15 protein-coding genes are annotated in these 17,263 nt (G+C 37.9%); 11 read left to right on the top strand and 4 right to left on the bottom strand.

Annotated elements, in window-relative coordinates:
• Nucleotides 1-54 precede the first annotated feature (54 nt).
• The 4 genes from ND2E_RS17105 (at nucleotide 55) to ND2E_RS17120 (ending at nucleotide 3,337) form a co-directional block, all read left to right on the top strand.
• On the top strand, nucleotides 55-936 hold the full coding sequence (locus ND2E_RS17105; RefSeq protein ID WP_033092570.1) for a LysR family transcriptional regulator: 882 nt from the start codon (nucleotides 55-57) through the stop codon (nucleotides 934-936).
• Nucleotides 937-1,212: 276 nt separating this feature from the next.
• The gene (locus ND2E_RS17110; protein ID WP_033092569.1) at nucleotides 1,213-1,536 is read left to right on the top strand and encodes a hypothetical protein; all 324 of its coding nucleotides are present in this window, start codon (nucleotides 1,213-1,215) and stop codon (nucleotides 1,534-1,536) included.
• A complete protein-coding gene (locus ND2E_RS17115; protein ID WP_033092568.1) occupies nucleotides 1,526-1,777 on the top strand; it encodes a hypothetical protein in 252 nt (83 codons plus the stop codon). Before ND2E_RS17110 ends, ND2E_RS17115 begins: the two co-directional genes overlap by 11 nt.
• 3 nt (nucleotides 1,778-1,780) lie before the next feature.
• Nucleotides 1,781-3,337, top strand: coding sequence for a PepSY-associated TM helix domain-containing protein (locus ND2E_RS17120; protein WP_033092567.1), 1,557 nt, complete (start codon nucleotides 1,781-1,783; stop codon nucleotides 3,335-3,337).
• Nucleotides 3,338-3,509: 172 nt separating this feature from the next.
• On the opposite strand, the gene ND2E_RS17125 is transcribed toward ND2E_RS17120, so the two are convergent.
• Entirely contained in the window at nucleotides 3,510-5,879 is a 2,370-nt protein-coding gene (locus ND2E_RS17125) for a TonB-dependent receptor (RefSeq protein ID WP_052056243.1), read from the bottom strand.
• 523 nt (nucleotides 5,880-6,402) lie between these two features.
• Entirely contained in the window at nucleotides 6,403-7,122 is a 720-nt protein-coding gene (locus ND2E_RS17130) for an SDR family oxidoreductase (RefSeq protein WP_033092566.1), read from the bottom strand.
• Between the two features lie 363 nt (nucleotides 7,123-7,485).
• On the opposite strand from ND2E_RS17130, the gene ND2E_RS17135 reads away from it, so the two are divergent.
• The 3 genes from ND2E_RS17135 to ggt all read left to right on the top strand — a co-directional run bounded on the left by ND2E_RS17135 (nucleotide 7,486) and on the right by ggt (nucleotide 11,067).
• Nucleotides 7,486-8,385: a LysR family transcriptional regulator gene (locus ND2E_RS17135; protein ID WP_033092565.1), complete on the top strand. Its 900-nt coding sequence runs from the start codon at nucleotides 7,486-7,488 to the stop codon at nucleotides 8,383-8,385.
• Nucleotides 8,386-8,558: 173 nt separating this feature from the next.
• Nucleotides 8,559-9,029: a hotdog fold domain-containing protein gene (locus tag ND2E_RS17140; RefSeq protein WP_033092564.1), complete on the top strand. Its 471-nt coding sequence runs from the start codon at nucleotides 8,559-8,561 to the stop codon at nucleotides 9,027-9,029.
• A 178-nt stretch (nucleotides 9,030-9,207) separates the two neighbouring features.
• Nucleotides 9,208-11,067, top strand: a complete 1,860-nt coding sequence (gene ggt, locus ND2E_RS17145) for a gamma-glutamyltransferase (RefSeq protein WP_033092563.1) — start codon at nucleotides 9,208-9,210, stop codon at nucleotides 11,065-11,067.
• Nucleotides 11,068-11,177: 110 nt separating this feature from the next.
• Here ggt and ND2E_RS17150 read toward each other — a convergent pair whose 3' ends face one another.
• Nucleotides 11,178-12,713, bottom strand: a complete 1,536-nt coding sequence (locus tag ND2E_RS17150) for a methyl-accepting chemotaxis protein (protein ID WP_033092562.1) — start codon at nucleotides 12,711-12,713, stop codon at nucleotides 11,178-11,180.
• Nucleotides 12,714-12,937: 224 nt separating this feature from the next.
• On the opposite strand from ND2E_RS17150, the gene ND2E_RS17155 reads away from it, so the two are divergent.
• From ND2E_RS17155 to ND2E_RS17170, 4 genes are all read left to right on the top strand, one after another.
• On the top strand, nucleotides 12,938-13,522 hold the full coding sequence (locus ND2E_RS17155) for a response regulator (RefSeq protein WP_033092561.1): 585 nt from the start codon (nucleotides 12,938-12,940) through the stop codon (nucleotides 13,520-13,522).
• A gap of 63 nt (nucleotides 13,523-13,585) precedes the next feature.
• The gene (locus ND2E_RS17160; protein WP_033092560.1) at nucleotides 13,586-15,436 is read left to right on the top strand and encodes a PAS domain-containing sensor histidine kinase; all 1,851 of its coding nucleotides are present in this window, start codon (nucleotides 13,586-13,588) and stop codon (nucleotides 15,434-15,436) included.
• 1 nt (nucleotide 15,437) lies between these two features.
• A complete protein-coding gene (locus ND2E_RS17165; protein WP_052056263.1) occupies nucleotides 15,438-15,794 on the top strand; it encodes a response regulator in 357 nt (118 codons plus the stop codon).
• 52 nt (nucleotides 15,795-15,846) lie between these two features.
• A complete protein-coding gene (locus ND2E_RS17170; protein WP_223303533.1) occupies nucleotides 15,847-16,335 on the top strand; it encodes a hypothetical protein in 489 nt (162 codons plus the stop codon).
• Nucleotides 16,336-16,343: 8 nt separating this feature from the next.
• On the opposite strand, the gene ND2E_RS17175 is transcribed toward ND2E_RS17170, so the two are convergent.
• Nucleotides 16,344-17,225, bottom strand: a complete 882-nt coding sequence (locus tag ND2E_RS17175; RefSeq protein ID WP_190277799.1) for a LysR family transcriptional regulator — start codon at nucleotides 17,223-17,225, stop codon at nucleotides 16,344-16,346.
• Nucleotides 17,226-17,263 lie beyond the last annotated feature (38 nt).

The following is a 17,263-nucleotide window of genomic DNA, read 5'->3' as shown; positions in this document are numbered from 1 at the left end:
AAATTACACATTAAAGTTCATAAAACTGCGTATAACTGTGGAATAAATAGACCTATGAGATTAAAGACAACGCTAGACCAATGGTTAACCCTATCTGAAATAGATAAAGCTGGCAGTATTCAGGCGGCGGCAACAGCGTTGAATAAAAGCCATACCACATTGATATATGCCATCAAGAAACTAGAAAATCAGCTCGGTCTTCCCGTGTTAAAAGTTGAAGGGCGTCGTGCTGTGCTGACAGATGATGGCAAATCTTTATTACGGCGAGCACAATCGATGATAGAGCAAGCTCAAGCCTTAGAAGAGATCAGCATTCAGTTAGCACAAGGAGTTGAATCAGAAATAATTATTGCCATTGATCATTTGTGCGATCGAAAGTGGTTGTATGAACCGCTAGCTGCTTTCCTTGAGGGGAATAGCACAACTTCTGTTAAAGTTATTGAGACTTCATTATCAAAGACCTCTAACATGGTAGAGCAAGAAAGTGCCGATATTTCAATCATAACGCTTCCGATAACCAACTACCCTTGTGAATCTTTTGGCACTGTAAATATGTTACCTGTTGTGATGAAAAGTCACCCGTTAGCCAGTAAGCCAGAAGTTTGCTTGGCTGATCTGGCAGTAAATAAGCAAATTGTCATTCGAGATTTAGGAGAGTCCTTAACAAAGGATGTTGGGTGGTTGAAATCAAATCAACGTATCACGGTAGATAATTTTGACCATGCTTTACAAGCAGTTAAACATGGATTGGGCTATTGCCGTATACCTGAGCATATTATCAAAAGTCAAAATGAATCTGACTTGGTTACTCTCAATGTAGAGCGTTCAAATCGTTATCATGTTCCATTACACCTAACATTGCCAAAAGCTGATAAAACGGGCTCTGCGGCTAACTGTCTATATAGTTTATTATTGGCATCAGTAAGCGAAAGATAGTGGTTAATTTGTACTAGACGATAAGTTTTTCGATTGTTTTTGCTTGTCAATATGAACCCTGAAATTTGGCATGTATCTCTCAGACTTTCCAAAGCAAAAGCGTTTTATCATGAAGCGGTACGGCTTTTATAGCACGTACTATGCTATATCCTTCAGATATTATTGAATTTTTGTTTGATAATATCTGTCATCAAAATTAATGCTGTTAATTTTTTAGAAAACCACTAAAATACAAATGCTAATACGAATGATTAACAACTGTATAAGTGGAATCAAATGGAACTGACGTTTTTTTTAACCTGGGTTGCTTGCCTATTAAGTTACTCTGCTTCAATAAATCAAAAATTATTCAATAAACCGCTTAACAAGCCATTGGCTTGGGGTGGTTTTATTATCTTTTTAACTGGTGCTTATATCGCAGCATCGCAATGGCATATAGTGGTTATTGCCTGTTTTTATGTTTTAGCCTTGGTAATGACTTTTTGGATTATCATTATTTTTATGCATGGCCATATCAAGAATAAAAATTTTCCTACTGCTATTACAGCAGTGATGCTTTTATCTGTGTTAGTCAGTCTAGGTGGGCAGTATGCTACATAAAACAATAGTGGCCATTTTAGCGGGTTGCTTACTTTCAATCTCAATCATGCTTAATCTTAATTATCTTTTGCCGCTAAACATTGATCAGAAGTTGATTATTGGCTTATTAGTAGCTTTTCCTATGTGGGCGATTGCTATGGTGATGAGTTATTCATCGAAGTCTGCAAAACAAGCCTGGAAACGCTGTGGTTATCCGTTAGTGGTTTCCATGTCTATAAACGCTTTTTATTTTATAGGTTAAGTAATGAAAAAATACACACTGACAAATTTAACAGATGCACATGGCTGGCTTGGCATTATTATTTCTAGTTTGCTTTTCACCGTATTTTTTACCGGATCGATTAGCCTTTTTCGTGATGAAATTTTTCAATGGTCTGTTCAACCGACACAAACAATTGAGCAAGGTGAGATCTTATCGGTAAGCAAAATTATGCAATTGGCTATAGCAGACCGCCCTTTTAATGCTAAAGAGCACTTAACGATAATCCCACCTTCTGAAGAAACCCCATACTACAAAGCGTATGTCGATTTAATTGAAGAAGAAGCTGGTCGGGAATATATCGGCTTGCTGTTGGATCCCGTTAGTGGAAAGGTGGTGGGTGAAATTGATCAATTTATTTTAGCAGAGTTTATGTATCGTCTTCACCGTGACCTAAACATTCCTTATGGTGTTTATCTCATTGGCTTTGTCACACTTTTTTTCTTTTTTATGGTGTTGTCAGGTATTTTGATGCACGCAAGAAAATTAATAGCCAATTTCTTTCAATATCGTACGGATCCACATTCGCGCAGTAAACTGTTAGATATGCATAATGTTATTGGCACTATTAGTTTACCGTTTACCTTAATGTATGCACTGAGTGGTTTAATTTTTAATCTAGTTATTATCTACCAAATTGCCTTTGCCATTATTTTATATAAAGGAGACCAAGAGGCGTTGTTAAATGATGCTGGCGTGCATAGCGTTGAAGTTGAATGGCAGAGTAAACCGCACCATTATCAACATATTGATCATTTAATCGAGCAATATCGTCATGAATTTGGTCATATGCCGGCAGTAGTTCGCATGTATAATTATGGTGATAAGAGTGCGGCAATGCACTTAATAGGTCGCGTTGATGGCATGTTTGCGCAACGTTATGAAGTGGCACTTAACCTTAGTGATGATTCGATCATTTTTAAAGATGATGCCAAACAACATAGTGAGGTGCGTCACGGTGTTGATACCTTGAGTGAATTACACTTTGGCGGGTTTGCTGGTATAAATTTACGTTTTATTTACTTCATATTGGGTATTGCTGTTTGTGCACTCATTGTAACAGGTAATATGTTATGGATTGAAAAACGCCAGAAACGACGTCATGCCTCACAGCGTTCGGTGAAATTTTTGACCCATACTACGCTGGTTAGCACATTGGGTGTTGGTTTAGCCTGTTGTGTGGCCTTTTTAGCTGAACGACTGTTACCTGTTGCATTAAGTAACCGTGCAGACTTTGTTATTTATGCTTTTGTTAGTTGTTTAGTCTTGTCGGCCATTGTGGCGGTTTATATTAACAAGCAAACATTGCTTGTCGGTAGTTTTGTGATTGCTAGTATTGTGTTGATACTCACTGTATGTAGTGATTGGTTAATGTATAGTGAAAACTTACAATTGCTCTGGCGTGCTAATGAATTAACTGTTTTTGGTATGCAAGCTGGTTTAGCGGTTATTGCCTTTTTGTTTATTTATATTGCACATAAACTAGCAAAGAAAAAAACAAAATTGGGAAATGAAACGCCAGGAGAATTGGTCACTGCTTAGTGAACCGTTAATGGTCGTGATGTGAGAGTATGGTTTTATTACTTACCGTACTCTTTAAAGACACGCTCGAGATATTACCTAATAACATCAAAAGGGCTATTTAAATTAATAAATAGCCCTTTTTAGTGAGTTACATTCAATTAAGTCATACTTAATTTAAGGTGAAATGCGTTTAAAAAGTCCCTTGTAAGCTGACGCTAAATTGACGTGGAGCGCCTAAATTTTGCTTCACAACGCGTCTTCCTGTGCCAAATGCTGCACCAGAGATATACTCTTTATCCAGTACATTTTTACCTATGAGGTACAAGCCAACAGATTTCCATTGATAACCCACTTTCATATTAACTAAAGTACGGCTATCGTTTTGCAAATCAAAGTTATCGTCACCTTCTTGCAATCCTCTACTGTACGGATTTGTATCTGCATTTGAGTTGTCAGCATAGTTCATACTAATATTGGCAAAAATACCGTTATCACCTGAATAAGTTGCCGCTAGATTGGCAGTAAACTCTGGCGAATTTGCAAAACTTCTACCTGTTAAGTCAAAAACAGTAGGTTCACTATTGGTTGGAATAGTAATGATAAAGTCAGTAAATTCAGTTTTTGCACGACCCAAAGAGGCGGACAACTCTAATTCTTCAGATAGTTGATAAAAAGCTTCTAGTTCGAATCCTTTAACCGTCGAACTACCAGCATTTTTAGTTTCTGTGTCGAATGAATTTTCTGAAAGCTGTACATCAACTTGTTGATCTTTCCAATCAATATAAAAAGCATTTGCATTAAACATTAAGTCGCCATCGAGCCAAAATGAACGAAATGAAAATTCATAATTACTGGTAGATTCTGAACCAAACTGGTAAGGAGTTGATTTTGCGGTATTAACACCGACACCACCAGAACGATATCCTTTTTGATAGGTAAAGCTAGTGGTTAAATCATCATTCCACATATAGCTAAAACCAAGTTTAGGAATAAACTCGTTAAAACTAGCATCAGTAACAGGCGCTACGTTACTCGCATCAGCGACAAAGCTAAGCAGCTGAGCATTAATGCCACCAATAAGATTATTGAGAGGGACTGGATAATTATTTGCGCCGGGTAGTGCTGCTAAATTTTCGGCACTAATATTTGAATCACTAGCATTATCTTGCTTTTCACGATCCCATCTAAAGCCAGCGAAAATATTCCACTGTTCATTTATCTCGTAGGTAAAATCAGCAAATAATGCTGACGATTTAATTTCTTCTTCACCGCTATTTCGCGTATCAATTTTAGCGGGGTCAAAATCTGCGTATTGACTAATGGTAAAATCAGCCGTCGCTTGGTCTAGACCGAATCGACTCATTAACGTTGAGCTAGTAAGACCTAGTGACGCTAGAGAAACACTGTTTTTTCCGCCATATTTTCCAGCAAAATCTTGATCAAAATAATAGGCGCCAATTAAACCACTTAGTCGGTCACCATCTAAGGTTAATCTAAATTCTTGGCTAAAAGTTTTAATGCTCTCGTTGTTAAATCGTGTACCACCATCTTCTGGGCCATTATCACTGTCGAAATTATTCCAGCCGGTTGTTACGTCAGAATAAGTGGACACTGACGTAAGGCTCCAAATATCATTCAGCGGGTAATTTACTTCTAATGTCGTGATATCCGTGTCAAAATTCGACGTCTGTGGTGCGTTATTGGTCACAAAGCGTTGTTTAAATGGATCACCACTTGTAGGTACATTGACGCTAGCTGTACCTTGTTTTGTTGTAGCACGCGTAAAGCTAAGTTGTGCAGACAAGTCAGGAATTGCGTTAGGGGTATATAACAATTTCAAGCGAAACAGTTCATCGTTTTTAAAGTCAGCATCTTCATTGCGGGTGATATTGTAATTATAGCCATCAAAATCTTCTTTTTCAGCACTAAAACGGAAGGCTAATTGGTCTTCAATAAGACTACCACCAAAAGCAATCGCGGCTTCTTGTTCGCCATTTTCACCAACTTGTACTCTATATTTACCGTTCCATTCATGTGACGGCGCGGTAGTCGTCATGACTATAGCACCCGCAAGGGAATTACGGCCTTGTAAGGTTGACTGTGGCCCGCGCAATATTTCAATTTGACTCGCATCCCAAGTAGAAAAACCATTCCGAATAATCCTTTCAGGTATCGCTGCGGCATCAATATAAACACTAGCTAACGCACTCGTTCCTGATCCAGACACATTAAAAGCATCAATACCACGAATGTTGAAACTGCCATTGCCTGTAGAGTGCACATTGGCTGTTTCAAAGAGTACTTCACTAATTTCGCCTAAATTTTGTTGTTCGATTTTTGCGCTACTAAATACTGCAATACTCGCGGGTGTTTCTTGTAAAGTACGGGTGATTTTTTGGCCGGTGACCATAATTCTTTCGTACTCTTGATTATTATCTTCTGCATGAGCTGTTTGGTTAGAAGCAATTGCTGTAAAAGTTAACGCAATTGATAGTGCGACTTTGCATTTTTTAAATGGGTAGTTATTTGGGGTTATCTCTTGCAGGGCAAGCTTATTCATTGTTTTGTCCTATACATGTTAATAGTTAGTGTTGTTTTAGTGAGTGCTGATGGTGAGATAACTAGCTTTTATTGTTTTCAGTATTTTTGAATCTTGTATCTCTTATGGCTTGGTAATCCATCAGTGTTTAAATTGAAAAAAGCAGCTTTGTTTTCGCTAGTTAAGGAATTTTTCTTTTGTGAAAAACTCATTAACGCGAATCTTAATGGTAATCGTTATTATTTGCAATGAGGTGTGATGTATATATTATAAGAACAGAACATATATAGGTTGCTATAGCACAGTGTGTTGCTTTAATTTTTTGGTGCTTATCTTAAAAAGGAGTAATTGAACTAACTTACCTAACCATGTTAATTAATGGCGTGAGTAAATAATGCAGTGCTAGGGTGTGTTTATGGGGGATAGTTATCTGTTGAACAATACTTTTTTTCTGCTTTTAACGAATAGAAGGAGAGCACTTAATAAAGATCAAGTGCTTTAATCACGTAGGAAAATAAATACGATTGCTATTAGATGGATTTAATTACGGTTGCTGTTTAGTTGGTGCAAGAACAATTTCACGAATACAAACATTTTGTGGTTGATTATAGGCATATGAGATTGCATTAGATACATCAATTGGGGCTAAAACACCGCCCATGTCTTTTTTCCAAGACTCATACCCTGAAATGATTTCATCAGAGCTAGTGTGTGATAATAACTCTGTTTCAACAGCACCAGGGGCAATAGTGATGACTCTGACATTGTTATTAGCCACTTCTTCTCTTACGTTCTCAGAAATGGCATGGACAGCAAATTTAGTCCCACAATAAGCGGCATGATCACCAAATGTTTTTCTGCCAGCAATTGAACTAATATTGATGATAGTGCCCGTATTACGTTGCTTCATTGACCTTAGTACGCTTTGCATGCCATTTAACAAGCCTATTACATTGACATCATACATTGTTTGCCACTCAACTGGGTCTTGAACATCTACTTGGCCAAGTTGCATAAGACCTGCATTATTCACCAGTAGATCAACAGGACCGTACTTATCAGTAGCGATGCTAATTGCATTTTCAACCGCTTCTTTATCGGTAACATCGACTTTCATGCACAGGGTATTTACAAGTCCAAGAGCCTCAAGTTTTTCCACTCTTCTCGCGAGTAACAATAAAGGATGACCTTGTGCACTCATTTGTTTTGCCAGTTCTTTACCAATGCCTGAACTTGCGCCCGTAATAACCACTAAATTTTTCATAATAAGACCTCGTCATAGATTGTTGTCTGTTGGGCAATACCAATTCAAGTAAGTTTCTTCTCAAACCGCTAACAAGCTCTGAGTGCGAACAAACTTATTTGATTTGGTATTGATAATAAAGAAACTTTAGGTATTGATATATGCCACTTTACTTACATCATTGATGACTAAGAGATACCAATGGATTGCTTTGTCGTACATTTTATAACTCTTTAATTTCCCCTGAGTTAGCTATAACTGTGGCTTAGAGGCTATTTTTTCTGATGATAAGTCACTAATAACACCGTTTTACTTTATTATTTTTTGGTGATATATATGCATTAAAAGTTACATCTGTTGACTCTAAGTTGACAAAGAGGTGGTATGAAAAAACAGGTAAGTCTTGCTGATATTAGAACCTTTGTTGTGCTGGCTGAGCAAGGGAGCTTTACTAAAGCGGGTGAAAAGTTAGCGTGTTCAAGGTCACATATTTCTAAGCAATTGGCTCAATTAGAGTCTAGCCTCGGCGTTAGTCTTTTGATTAGGACTACTCGCACGCAGCATTTAACGCCACAGGGCGAAGCATTTTACGAGCGCTGCAAACAGTCACTCAATGGCATATCCCATGCTATTGATCGAGTTGTTGAAAGTGCTGACTCTTTAACGGGTAATATTCGCATCAATTGTGTGGGTGGCTATATTGCTGAAGAGATCATTGCTTCCTTGATCAGTGACTTTATGGTTCAACACCCCGATATTAATATTGAATTAGATTTCTCTAGTCGACGAGTAGATCTGGTTTCAGGCGAGTTTGATTTTGTTTTTCGCATGGGGGAATTAACGGACTCATCGCTTATTGCGAGGAAACTAACCGATATAAAAATAAATACCTATGTCAGTCCAAAGTACTTAGCAAAACATGGTAAACCTAATGAGCCAAAAGATTTGTTACGTCATCGCTGTATTGCTGGCAGTCTAAGAAACTGGACTTTTATTCATGATAACAACCATAAAAAAGTTGAAGTGACGGTCGCAGGAAATCTTACCTGTAAAAGTGGTCGAGTGATGGTCTCATCAGCTATTTCAGGCAATGGCATCATAAGAGTGCCTGAGTTATATTGTCAAACAGAACTTGCGCAAGGGTTACTGGTACCAGTGTTTGAACAATGGCAGGTTGAACCTACACCTTTTTATTTGGTTTATTTACAAGATAGACATCAGCCACTGCGTTTAAAAGTATTCAAAGATTACGTGGTTGAACACTTTATAAGTTATTTAATCTGAACATGCTTGAAGTGAAGTAGTCAGCAGCTAATGACTATTTATTACAAGTATATTCACCGCAAGAATATTCAAGACAATGGCATTTGTTTGAAGAGATATTCACCTAATGATAAGTTATCCTATTAGAAACTGACTCTGTTCAGGTAAATTAAAATAACAATTATAAGCAGATTATGAACCAGACCAATAAAACATTATCGTTATACCATAAACTTGAAAAATACCCTTTTGGCAATAAACTATTTTCAATTATGGTGAGTCGAATCGCACCTTATTTTGCGACAATTAATCCAAAAATTTCCGAATTAATCCCTAATCAATGTACTTGTCTGATCAAAAAAAGAAAAAAGGTATTTAATCATATCAAAACGGTTCATGTGATCGCTATTTGTAATGGTTTAGAAATGGCTATGGGTGTCATGGCTGAAGCATCCGTGCCTAAACATCTTCGCTGGATCCCAAAAGGAATGACCGTCGACTATACGGCAAAAGCAGGTAGTGACATTCGATGTGTAGCAAAGGTTAATGCTGAAGACTGGCAGCCGGGGGATATGCTTGTCGATATCACGGCATACGATGAAAATGATGTTGTTGTCGTTAAAGGAAACATTAAACTATGGATATCTGAAAAACCAATAACATAGTTTTTACCTAGACCTAATATCGATTTGACACGTCATGATACAAAGCATAACTGCTTAATGTTATTGAAATGTTTTACAATGTTAATACTATTTTGAATAACAAACTGCCTAGTAGTAACTAGGCAGTTCATTCATCCACTTTCCACTGTGGAAAATTTCATGGACTTAAGAAATAACTATGAAAAATAATTTTATTACCAAGATTCAACATCGATTGTTTTTCAGTGCATTCCCCGTAAAAAAACATCAATATGTGTATGCAAAACTAACCTGTTGTTTTTTAGCGTTAATCGCTACAAATAGTGTCGCAACTACACCAAGCCCGCAGGCTAGCACAGATGAGTTACCGCGATTATGGCAATTAGTTGATTATCATGATATCTCTCACCCTGTTATTGGCAGACAAGGCATGGTCGTGAGTCAAAAGCGAATAGCTAGTGAAGTCGGGGCTGATATTCTAAGGCAAGGAGGTAATGCGGTAGATGCCGCTGTTGCCGTTGGTTTTGCGTTATCTGTTGTTTTACCACGTGCTGGAAATTTAGCGGGTGGTGGTTTTATGTTGGTCCATTTAGCCGATAAAAAGAAAACAATTGCCATAGACTATCGAGAAGTCGCTCCCGCTTCAGCATACAAAGATGTTTTTCTTGATAAATATGGCTACCCGATAGTAAACAAGTCATTAAAAACATTGTCGGCTTCAGGTGTACCAGGCACAGTCGCAGGTTTACACTATGCGCTAGAAAACTATGGCTCGATGTCTTGGTCTGAGGTTATTGAACCTGCAGAAAAACTCGCTAGAAATGGTGTTGTGGTTGACGATGATATGGCGCGTTTCTTTTACAAAGAGCAGATGTTTTTATCTATGAATTCAGAAACATGTCGAGTATTTTTAAAAGCAAATTGCCAGCCTTATCTAGCTGGCGACCTATGGCTACAAACAGATCTTGCAAACAGCTTAGCGTACCTGCGTGAGCAAGGTAAGTCTGGGTTTTACCAAGGCGATATTGCAAAAAAGATTGTCACAGCAATGGAGCAGGGTGATGGCCTTATTACTGCAAAAGACCTAGCAGATTATCGAGTGAATGAAGTCGCACCTATTCGAGGTACATATAAGGGATTTGAAATATTAACTATGCCGCCACCAAGCTCAGGTGGTGTGCACCTTATTCAAATGTTAAATATGTTTGAAACGCTTGATTTAGAAGATATTCAGCAGGGTTCAGCAGCGCTGATACATCTGCAAACTGAAATATTTAAACGCGCTTATGCTGATAGAAGCTCCTTTTTAGGCGATCCCGCTTTTGTTAATGTGCCAAGCAAAGGCTTAACGAGCAAAATATACGCAAAAGAGCTTAGTAAAAATATTTCACGGAATAAAATAACTCCTTCAAGTGATATTAAACCTGGCAAACCCAATAAATATGAAAGCCCTGATACTACGCATTTTTCTGTCATGGATGCCGCGGGTAATGTGGTTAGTAGTACGTATACGTTAAATCATAATTACGGTAATGGTATAACTATTCCGGGTACCGGAATTTTATTGAACAATACTATGGATGATTTTTCGGTAAAACCGGGTAGCCCAAATAGTTATGGTTTAATTGGCGGTGAAGCCAATGCTATTGCGGGCAAAAAACGACCGCTTAGTTCTATGACGCCTACTATAGTGTTAAAAGATGGTGAGCCTTACCTTGCTACAGGTACGCCTGGCGGCAGCAAAATCATTACCTCGGTATTCCAACAATTGGTTAATGTTTTACATTTTGAAATGAATATTGCAGAAGCTACTAATGCACCGCGAGTCCATCATCAATGGCAACCTGATGTATTGTCTGTTGAAAGGAATATCCCTGCGGATACCGTTGATATCTTAAAGGCGATAGGCTACAAGGTTAAAGTGTCGAGTTCGTTGGGCAGCCTTCAAGCCATTATGAAACATAATGATGTATTTTTAGGCGCGGCAGACCCCAGAAGAGCTGGATCGGCTGCCATTGCTGTTGATGTTATCGAACAACCCGCTAAATTAGGCAAGTAAGTGAATGCACAGATTGACGGTATCATAATGATGACCGATAAATTATTACTGTCTACAAGTAACAAATATCGGTGAATGCATTCATAAGCTTGCATCATCAGTCATTAACTTTACCCGTTAAACGCTTGCCCTAATGCTCCAAGTGAGTTGGCTCTTGTTTTTATGTTTTCAGTTTCACTTTCTACGGCATTGGCTTGATGAAGATTATTTTGAGAGGCATCGCTGATATTGATAATATTGCGGCTAATTTCTTGTGATACCATGCTTTGCTCTTCTGAAGCCGTAGATATTTGAATCGCCAAGTCAGAAATGTCGGTAATGGATGAATAGACTTTATCAACAACATCATGAGCTTGAGTGGCTTTTTCAACACAACTTTCTGCAGATTCCTTACCCTTGGTCATTGTTTGCACCCAAGACAATAGCGTACTTTGCATTTCAGATATTGAGGTTTGTATTTGCTCTGTTGCTGCATGGGTTCTACTGGATAAAGCTCTCACTTCATCAGCTACAACTGAAAAGCCTCGACCATGTTCGCCAGCTCTTGCTGCTTCGATTGCCGCATTGAGCGCTAATAAATTGGTTTGGTCTGCAATCCCTTGGATTTCATGCATAATATTACCAACTTTTTCTACTTCACTCGCCAACTCTGTTGCTGAAGATGCTGAATCTGCGACGTCTAGCGCTAATAAGTTCACTTTTTCCATTGTGAGGTGCATTGCTTTTGTCGCTATTTGACAATCTGAATGTGCTTGATTGACTTTTTGAGAGGTGAGTGTGGTGTTCTTCGCCACTTCATCTATGGTGGCGACCATTTCTTCAACGGCAGTAGACACTTGTTGTAGCTCTGTTGTTTCTTGTTCTGCGCCTTCTTTAGCTGTTTGTGCGGCTTGCTCTAGGTTACAGGCACCGGAGCTTAGTAAATTACTGCTATCGATGATGCGACCCAAAATGGTCTTTATCTTACCTTCAGCAACCTTTAAATGAAAATCTGCAATGCCTTGTGGTTTAGTGCCACAATAAATTAAACGTGAAACGCTGTCATAATCAAGTTCTAGTTTTTTAAGGTATTTAGGCGTGTCTATTATTTCATTTTTATAGATTATCAACGGGAGTAAAGGTAACAAGACCATTAAGTATGGGTAATAGATGGCGCTTATTAGTGTGCTGATGCTCATTGAGCAATAGACTAGGTTTTTAATGGTGGTATTTTGGTACCATTTAGTTAAAGATTTTCCACTTTGCAGTGCCTGATAAGACGAAATGGCATTGCTTTTGATTTTATCATCTAAACGCGTTCTGACTGACTGATAACCGATGAGCTCACCAAACTCAAAAATGGGCGTGACAAAGGCGTCTACCCAATAATATCGGCCATCCTTACAGCGGTTTTTGACAACTCCACGCCAAGGTAAACCAGACTGCAAATTTTGCCACAAATCTTTAAATGCAGCAGACGGCATATCTGGGTGCCTTACAATATTATGATGTTGTCCGATTAGTTCATCGAGAGAGAAGCCAGCAATTCGGCAGAACTCTGGGTTGGCATAGGTAATGACGCCGTTTTTATCTGTGGTTGAAATTAATTCAATATCACTTTGAAAATTAACTTCTTCATTAATCAGCGGTTGCTTCCTTTTTGTCATTGTAAATTCCTTTTATATAAATCAATGATAATTACAGCCTAGTAACAAAAATATATTACGCCATCAATAAAACGACAAAAGCGACAAAAACGATAATATTTGTGGAATATAACTGAAATATCATAGGAGCTCAATAAATAAAATAGCTACATTGATCTAGGTTAATAGTAGCGGGTGGTATACTGTTATAGTGAGATCTACTTGTTTTATTAAGGATTATTTAGTTGGATATCAGTAAAAAGTCTCTGCTAACACCTGCAGAAGCGGCTAAGCTTTTGCATGTAGCACCCACGACAATTCGTCATTGGGCTCAAATTGGCCGATTACCTTTTATCTCTACACCGGGTGGCCATAGACGTTTTGATAAAAAGGACATTTTAGCTTTAATGTCTCCCCCAAAAACTGATGTTAAAAATGAATTCTCTATTTTGATCATTGAAGATGATCAAGCGTTTGCAGACATGCTGACTCAGTTTTTAGAAAACCTTTTTCCACATGCGAAAATAAAAATAGCTTATAATCCTTTTGATGCTGGTGATCTACTGCATACTTTTAAGCCTGATGTGGTCATGCTAGATTTGATGATGGCAGGGATGGATGGCTTCTCTATTTGTCACCGAATAAAAAGTACGTTAGCAACTTCAACTATAAAAGTGCTGGCAATGACTGGCGCATTTACTGATAGTAATGTCAATAAAGTCATGGCGCTAGGTGCTGATACTTGCTTTGGGAAACCATTGGATTTTACACTTGTAGAAAAGACAATTAAGCAACTTTTAGAGCAAAAAAAGGCGATTTCTCAGTTTTAGCACGCGTCTTATTCACTCTGTTTTACGACTAGTAGACACACTCGCCTTTATAGAGTTTTAACGATGCCAAGCAAAGAAGAACAGAATATTTACGAGAAATTCTTTAACCTATCTATTGATATGTTATGCGTAGCAAATACAGAGGGATTTTTTAAAACCGTCAATCCCTCATTTACCCAAGTATTAGGTTATAGCGAAGAAGAGTTACTCTCAGTACCTATTCTTGATTTCTTGCACCCAGATGATGTCGAGAAAACAGCCCAAGAGTTTGCTAAATTAAACGCGGGGAAAGACTCTTTATTTTTTGAAAATAGGTATCGCCATAAAAATAATCATTATTTAACTTTTTCATGGAATGGCTATATTGACGGGGCATCTGGACTCATTTATGCCGTCGCTCGTGATATTACCGAGCAAGTTAAAGTTAGAAATAAATTGCAACACCTTCAGCGCGCATTAGCGCAAGAAACAATTTATGCTGAAACCGATTTAAGTGGTGTTATTACCAAAGTGAACGATAACTTTTGTGAAATATCGGGATACTCAAAGGAAGAATTAATAGGACAAACGCACAAGATAGTCAATTCAGATCATCACTCCGCCTCTTTTTTTGCTGAGATATGGAGAAGAATATCATCAGGAAAAATTTGGTCAGGCGCCATTAAAAATCGAAAGAAAAATGGTACCTACTATTTTGTACAAAGCATCCTTGTCCCTATCTTTGATAATAACGACAAAATCTCGAATTATATTGCGATACGACAAGATATAACCGATAAAGTAAATAGTGAGCATGATCGTTTAAAGGCGCTTGAAATCCTCAGTGAAACAAGTTCTGCAGCAAAAGTTGGCGGTTGGGAAATGGATGTTGCGACAGGAAAGCTAACATGGACCAATGAAACCTTTAGAATATTAGACGTAGAACAGGTTGACGGATTATCGCCCATGTTACCCGAAGGGTTGCAGCTCTTTGTTGAAAAAGACCAGCCCATTATTGAGAACGCTGTACAAAGAGCTGTTGAGTTCGGCGAATCTTATGGTTTAGAGTTGCAAGCAAGAACACCCAAAGGTGAAGTAAAGTGGATTTATACTAGCGGTAAAGCTAACTATAAAGATGGTAGAATTGAAACAATTTCAGGCACTATTCAAGATATCCATCAACGTAAAATTACGGAAATTAAGTACAATCAAGAAAGACAAAAAAGTATAATGAACGCAAAGTTTGCCGCGCTAGGCGAACTATCAGCAAGTGTTGCGCATGAGATAAATAACCCGTTAGGTGTTATTTCGGGCTATGCTGAACTATTACAATTGACCAATGAATCGGCTTCTCCAGATGATATTTTAGCTAAATCAACTATTATTTTAAGGTCTTGTGATCGTATTACCCACATAGTTAAGAGTTTGAAAAAATTCTCTCGAAGTGATGAAGTTATTCAACGTACAGTTTGCTCACTTCAAAGCCTGATTAATGAGGCTATAGTGCTCACTCGACCCAAAATAAAATTGTGCATGGTAGATTTACGATGTGATTATATTGCAGAGAGTAAAATTCTATGTAATGAAATTGAAATTGAAATTGAACAAGTTATTGTAAACTTAATTAATAATGCGATAGACGCGCTGTCAGATCTGCCTGAAAAATGGATTGATATCTTGGTGACAGAAACGAGACAAGATTACATTATTTCAATCACAGACGCTGGCTTAACCATTCCAATAGAAAAACAGTTATCAATATTTGAACCTTTTTTTACCACAAAAAATACGGGCGAGGGTACGGGGCTTGGCTTATCTATTGTAAAGGGGATTTTAGATAATCATGGCGCACAAATATCCATTGATAATAACAGTAAAAATACTTGTTTTGTTATCCACTTTCCCAAAATAAAAAGCATAGGTAATGAGGATTAATATGTCCATAAAGGTTGTTTATATCGATGATGAAGAGGTGTTGTGCCAAATGTTCAAAGAATACCTACAGTCAGATGAATTTGACCTTGCCGTTTTTACTGATGAAGAGTCTGGCATAGCGTATTGTAATCAGCACCACCCCGAGTTGATATTTATTGATTACCGACTGAAAAAACAAAATGGCACTGATGTCGCTAAAGCAATCACCAGTGAGTCGATAAAGGTATTAATTACCGGAGAGCTCGATGTCGCAATGGATGCTTGCTTTACTGATAAAATTGACAAGCCTTATAGATTGTCTGATATCAAAAACTTTATTACTGCAACGGTTGCGATGAAGTCGCTGAAAAAGAGTTAATCAACAATATTGTTCAAAGTTAATGAGTGCACTGAGAAACGTATGAATACACATGAGAGCGTCGCAATTGTCTAAAGAGTCCACCAAGCTGCATAATATCAGTGAATTAGATGAAATTAATGCGAAAATTTCCCCTTTAAAGGCACTTGCAGATAAAGAACGTGCATCTATTTATGGCTTAACAGGTATGGTATATACGCCATATATTGATGACTATATGCAGGTCAGTATCAAGAAAGCTGAGATTCTCTCTTGTTTAAAAAAGCAGGGGACAATTGAGTTTACCGAGGTTGAAATAATCAGTACAGCATTAGACTTCTTACATAAAAGAGCTAAAAATAATACTGTTGTTGAGTATGGTGGAAACAGTTATCAACGGCGGTTCTCGCCATTGAAACTTAGTAAATCTGGAAAAATTGTTCGTACTTGGGCAAAGTATTGGTTGTTACAACTGCCAAGTGGAAAAATAGACCCTGAATGGGAGTCTCAAGTACGAGAAATCTGGCCAACTTATTTTTTAATCAATTCAGTAGATATTTAGTTTGCTATTTAATACTCATCATCAAAGTACTGCTGAGTATACGCGAGGAAAGTTGTTATTCTTTTTGACTGATGAATTCGCTGCGGATGTATCAGGTAAATCTTTGAGCCACTTGGCATGTTTTCTTCAAAAATAGCTTTAAGTTTCCCTGACTTTACTTCCTTATCTACAAGGTATCTAGGCACCCGAATGATGCCTTTTCCTTCGATAGCGAGTCCTTTTAGCATATTATTATCATTGACTTCTAACCAGCCTTGAGTATGGATTGCTTCTTGTTGAAATTGCCATGTGGTTCGATCTTGGCCGTTCAGGCATTGATGGTTTATTAAGTCACTGGGCACTTTAGGTATGCCTTTATTGGCAAAATACTCGGGGGATGCACAACAGCAATGTTGATAAGATAATAACTGCTTCGCAACCATGTTTTGTGGTGGCTCGCTAGTTGCTCGAAAGGCTAAATCAAAGTCACTTCTGTTTAAATCAAATCGGGTGTAACTACAATTAATTGAAAACTCAATGGCAGGGTGTAATTGTTTAAACTTGGAAAAAATTTCAAATAAAAATCGTTCGGCAAAGCCTGCTGGAGCGGTAATTTTTATCTTTCCCTCTATTTTATTACCTTCATGTTCTGCGCTTCTTTCTAATTCTAATAGGTCATGGCGGATCTTATTCATACCGGCGAGCACACGTTCCCCTTCTGGTGTTAAGCGAACGCTTCTAGTTGAACGAATCAATAGTACCATGGCCATATCCTGCTCTAAACGTCTGATTTGACTGGAAAGGTGCCCGCGAGAGATATTGAGTTTTTCAGCCGCTAGGGTAAAACTTAACTGCTCAGCGACTTCACTAAATAGCATTAAACGCTCAAGTTTCTTGTGATCTTTCATCATTAGCTTACATCAAATATCAATTATTATTTTTTATACTA

The organism is Colwellia psychrerythraea, from assembly GCF_000764225.1.
In the GTDB taxonomy this organism is placed as follows: domain Bacteria; phylum Pseudomonadota; class Gammaproteobacteria; order Enterobacterales; family Alteromonadaceae; genus Colwellia; species Colwellia psychrerythraea_D.
Note: the sequence above shows the minus strand (reverse complement) of the source record. Positions and strands in the feature narration are given on the sequence as shown.

Coding starts and splice junctions, on each gene's coding strand:
- ND2E_RS17105 (WP_033092570.1), top strand. CDS start 55: ATGAGATTAAAGACAACGCTAGACCAATGGTTAACCCTATCTGAAATA.
- ND2E_RS17110 (WP_033092569.1), top strand. CDS start 1,213: ATGGAACTGACGTTTTTTTTAACCTGGGTTGCTTGCCTATTAAGTTAC.
- ND2E_RS17115 (WP_033092568.1), top strand. CDS start 1,526: ATGCTACATAAAACAATAGTGGCCATTTTAGCGGGTTGCTTACTTTCA.
- ND2E_RS17120 (WP_033092567.1), top strand. CDS start 1,781: ATGAAAAAATACACACTGACAAATTTAACAGATGCACATGGCTGGCTT.
- ND2E_RS17125 (WP_052056243.1), bottom strand. CDS start 5,879: ATGAATAAGCTTGCCCTGCAAGAGATAACCCCAAATAACTACCCATTT.
- ND2E_RS17130 (WP_033092566.1), bottom strand. CDS start 7,122: ATGAAAAATTTAGTGGTTATTACGGGCGCAAGTTCAGGCATTGGTAAA.
- ND2E_RS17135 (WP_033092565.1), top strand. CDS start 7,486: ATGAAAAAACAGGTAAGTCTTGCTGATATTAGAACCTTTGTTGTGCTG.
- ND2E_RS17140 (WP_033092564.1), top strand. CDS start 8,559: ATGAACCAGACCAATAAAACATTATCGTTATACCATAAACTTGAAAAA.
- ggt (WP_033092563.1), top strand. CDS start 9,208: ATGAAAAATAATTTTATTACCAAGATTCAACATCGATTGTTTTTCAGT.
- ND2E_RS17150 (WP_033092562.1), bottom strand. CDS start 12,713: ATGACAAAAAGGAAGCAACCGCTGATTAATGAAGAAGTTAATTTTCAA.
- ND2E_RS17160 (WP_033092560.1), top strand. CDS start 13,586: ATGCCAAGCAAAGAAGAACAGAATATTTACGAGAAATTCTTTAACCTA.
- ND2E_RS17165 (WP_052056263.1), top strand. CDS start 15,438: ATGTCCATAAAGGTTGTTTATATCGATGATGAAGAGGTGTTGTGCCAA.
- ND2E_RS17170 (WP_223303533.1), top strand. CDS start 15,847: ATGAGAGCGTCGCAATTGTCTAAAGAGTCCACCAAGCTGCATAATATC.
- ND2E_RS17175 (WP_190277799.1), bottom strand. CDS start 17,225: ATGATGAAAGATCACAAGAAACTTGAGCGTTTAATGCTATTTAGTGAA.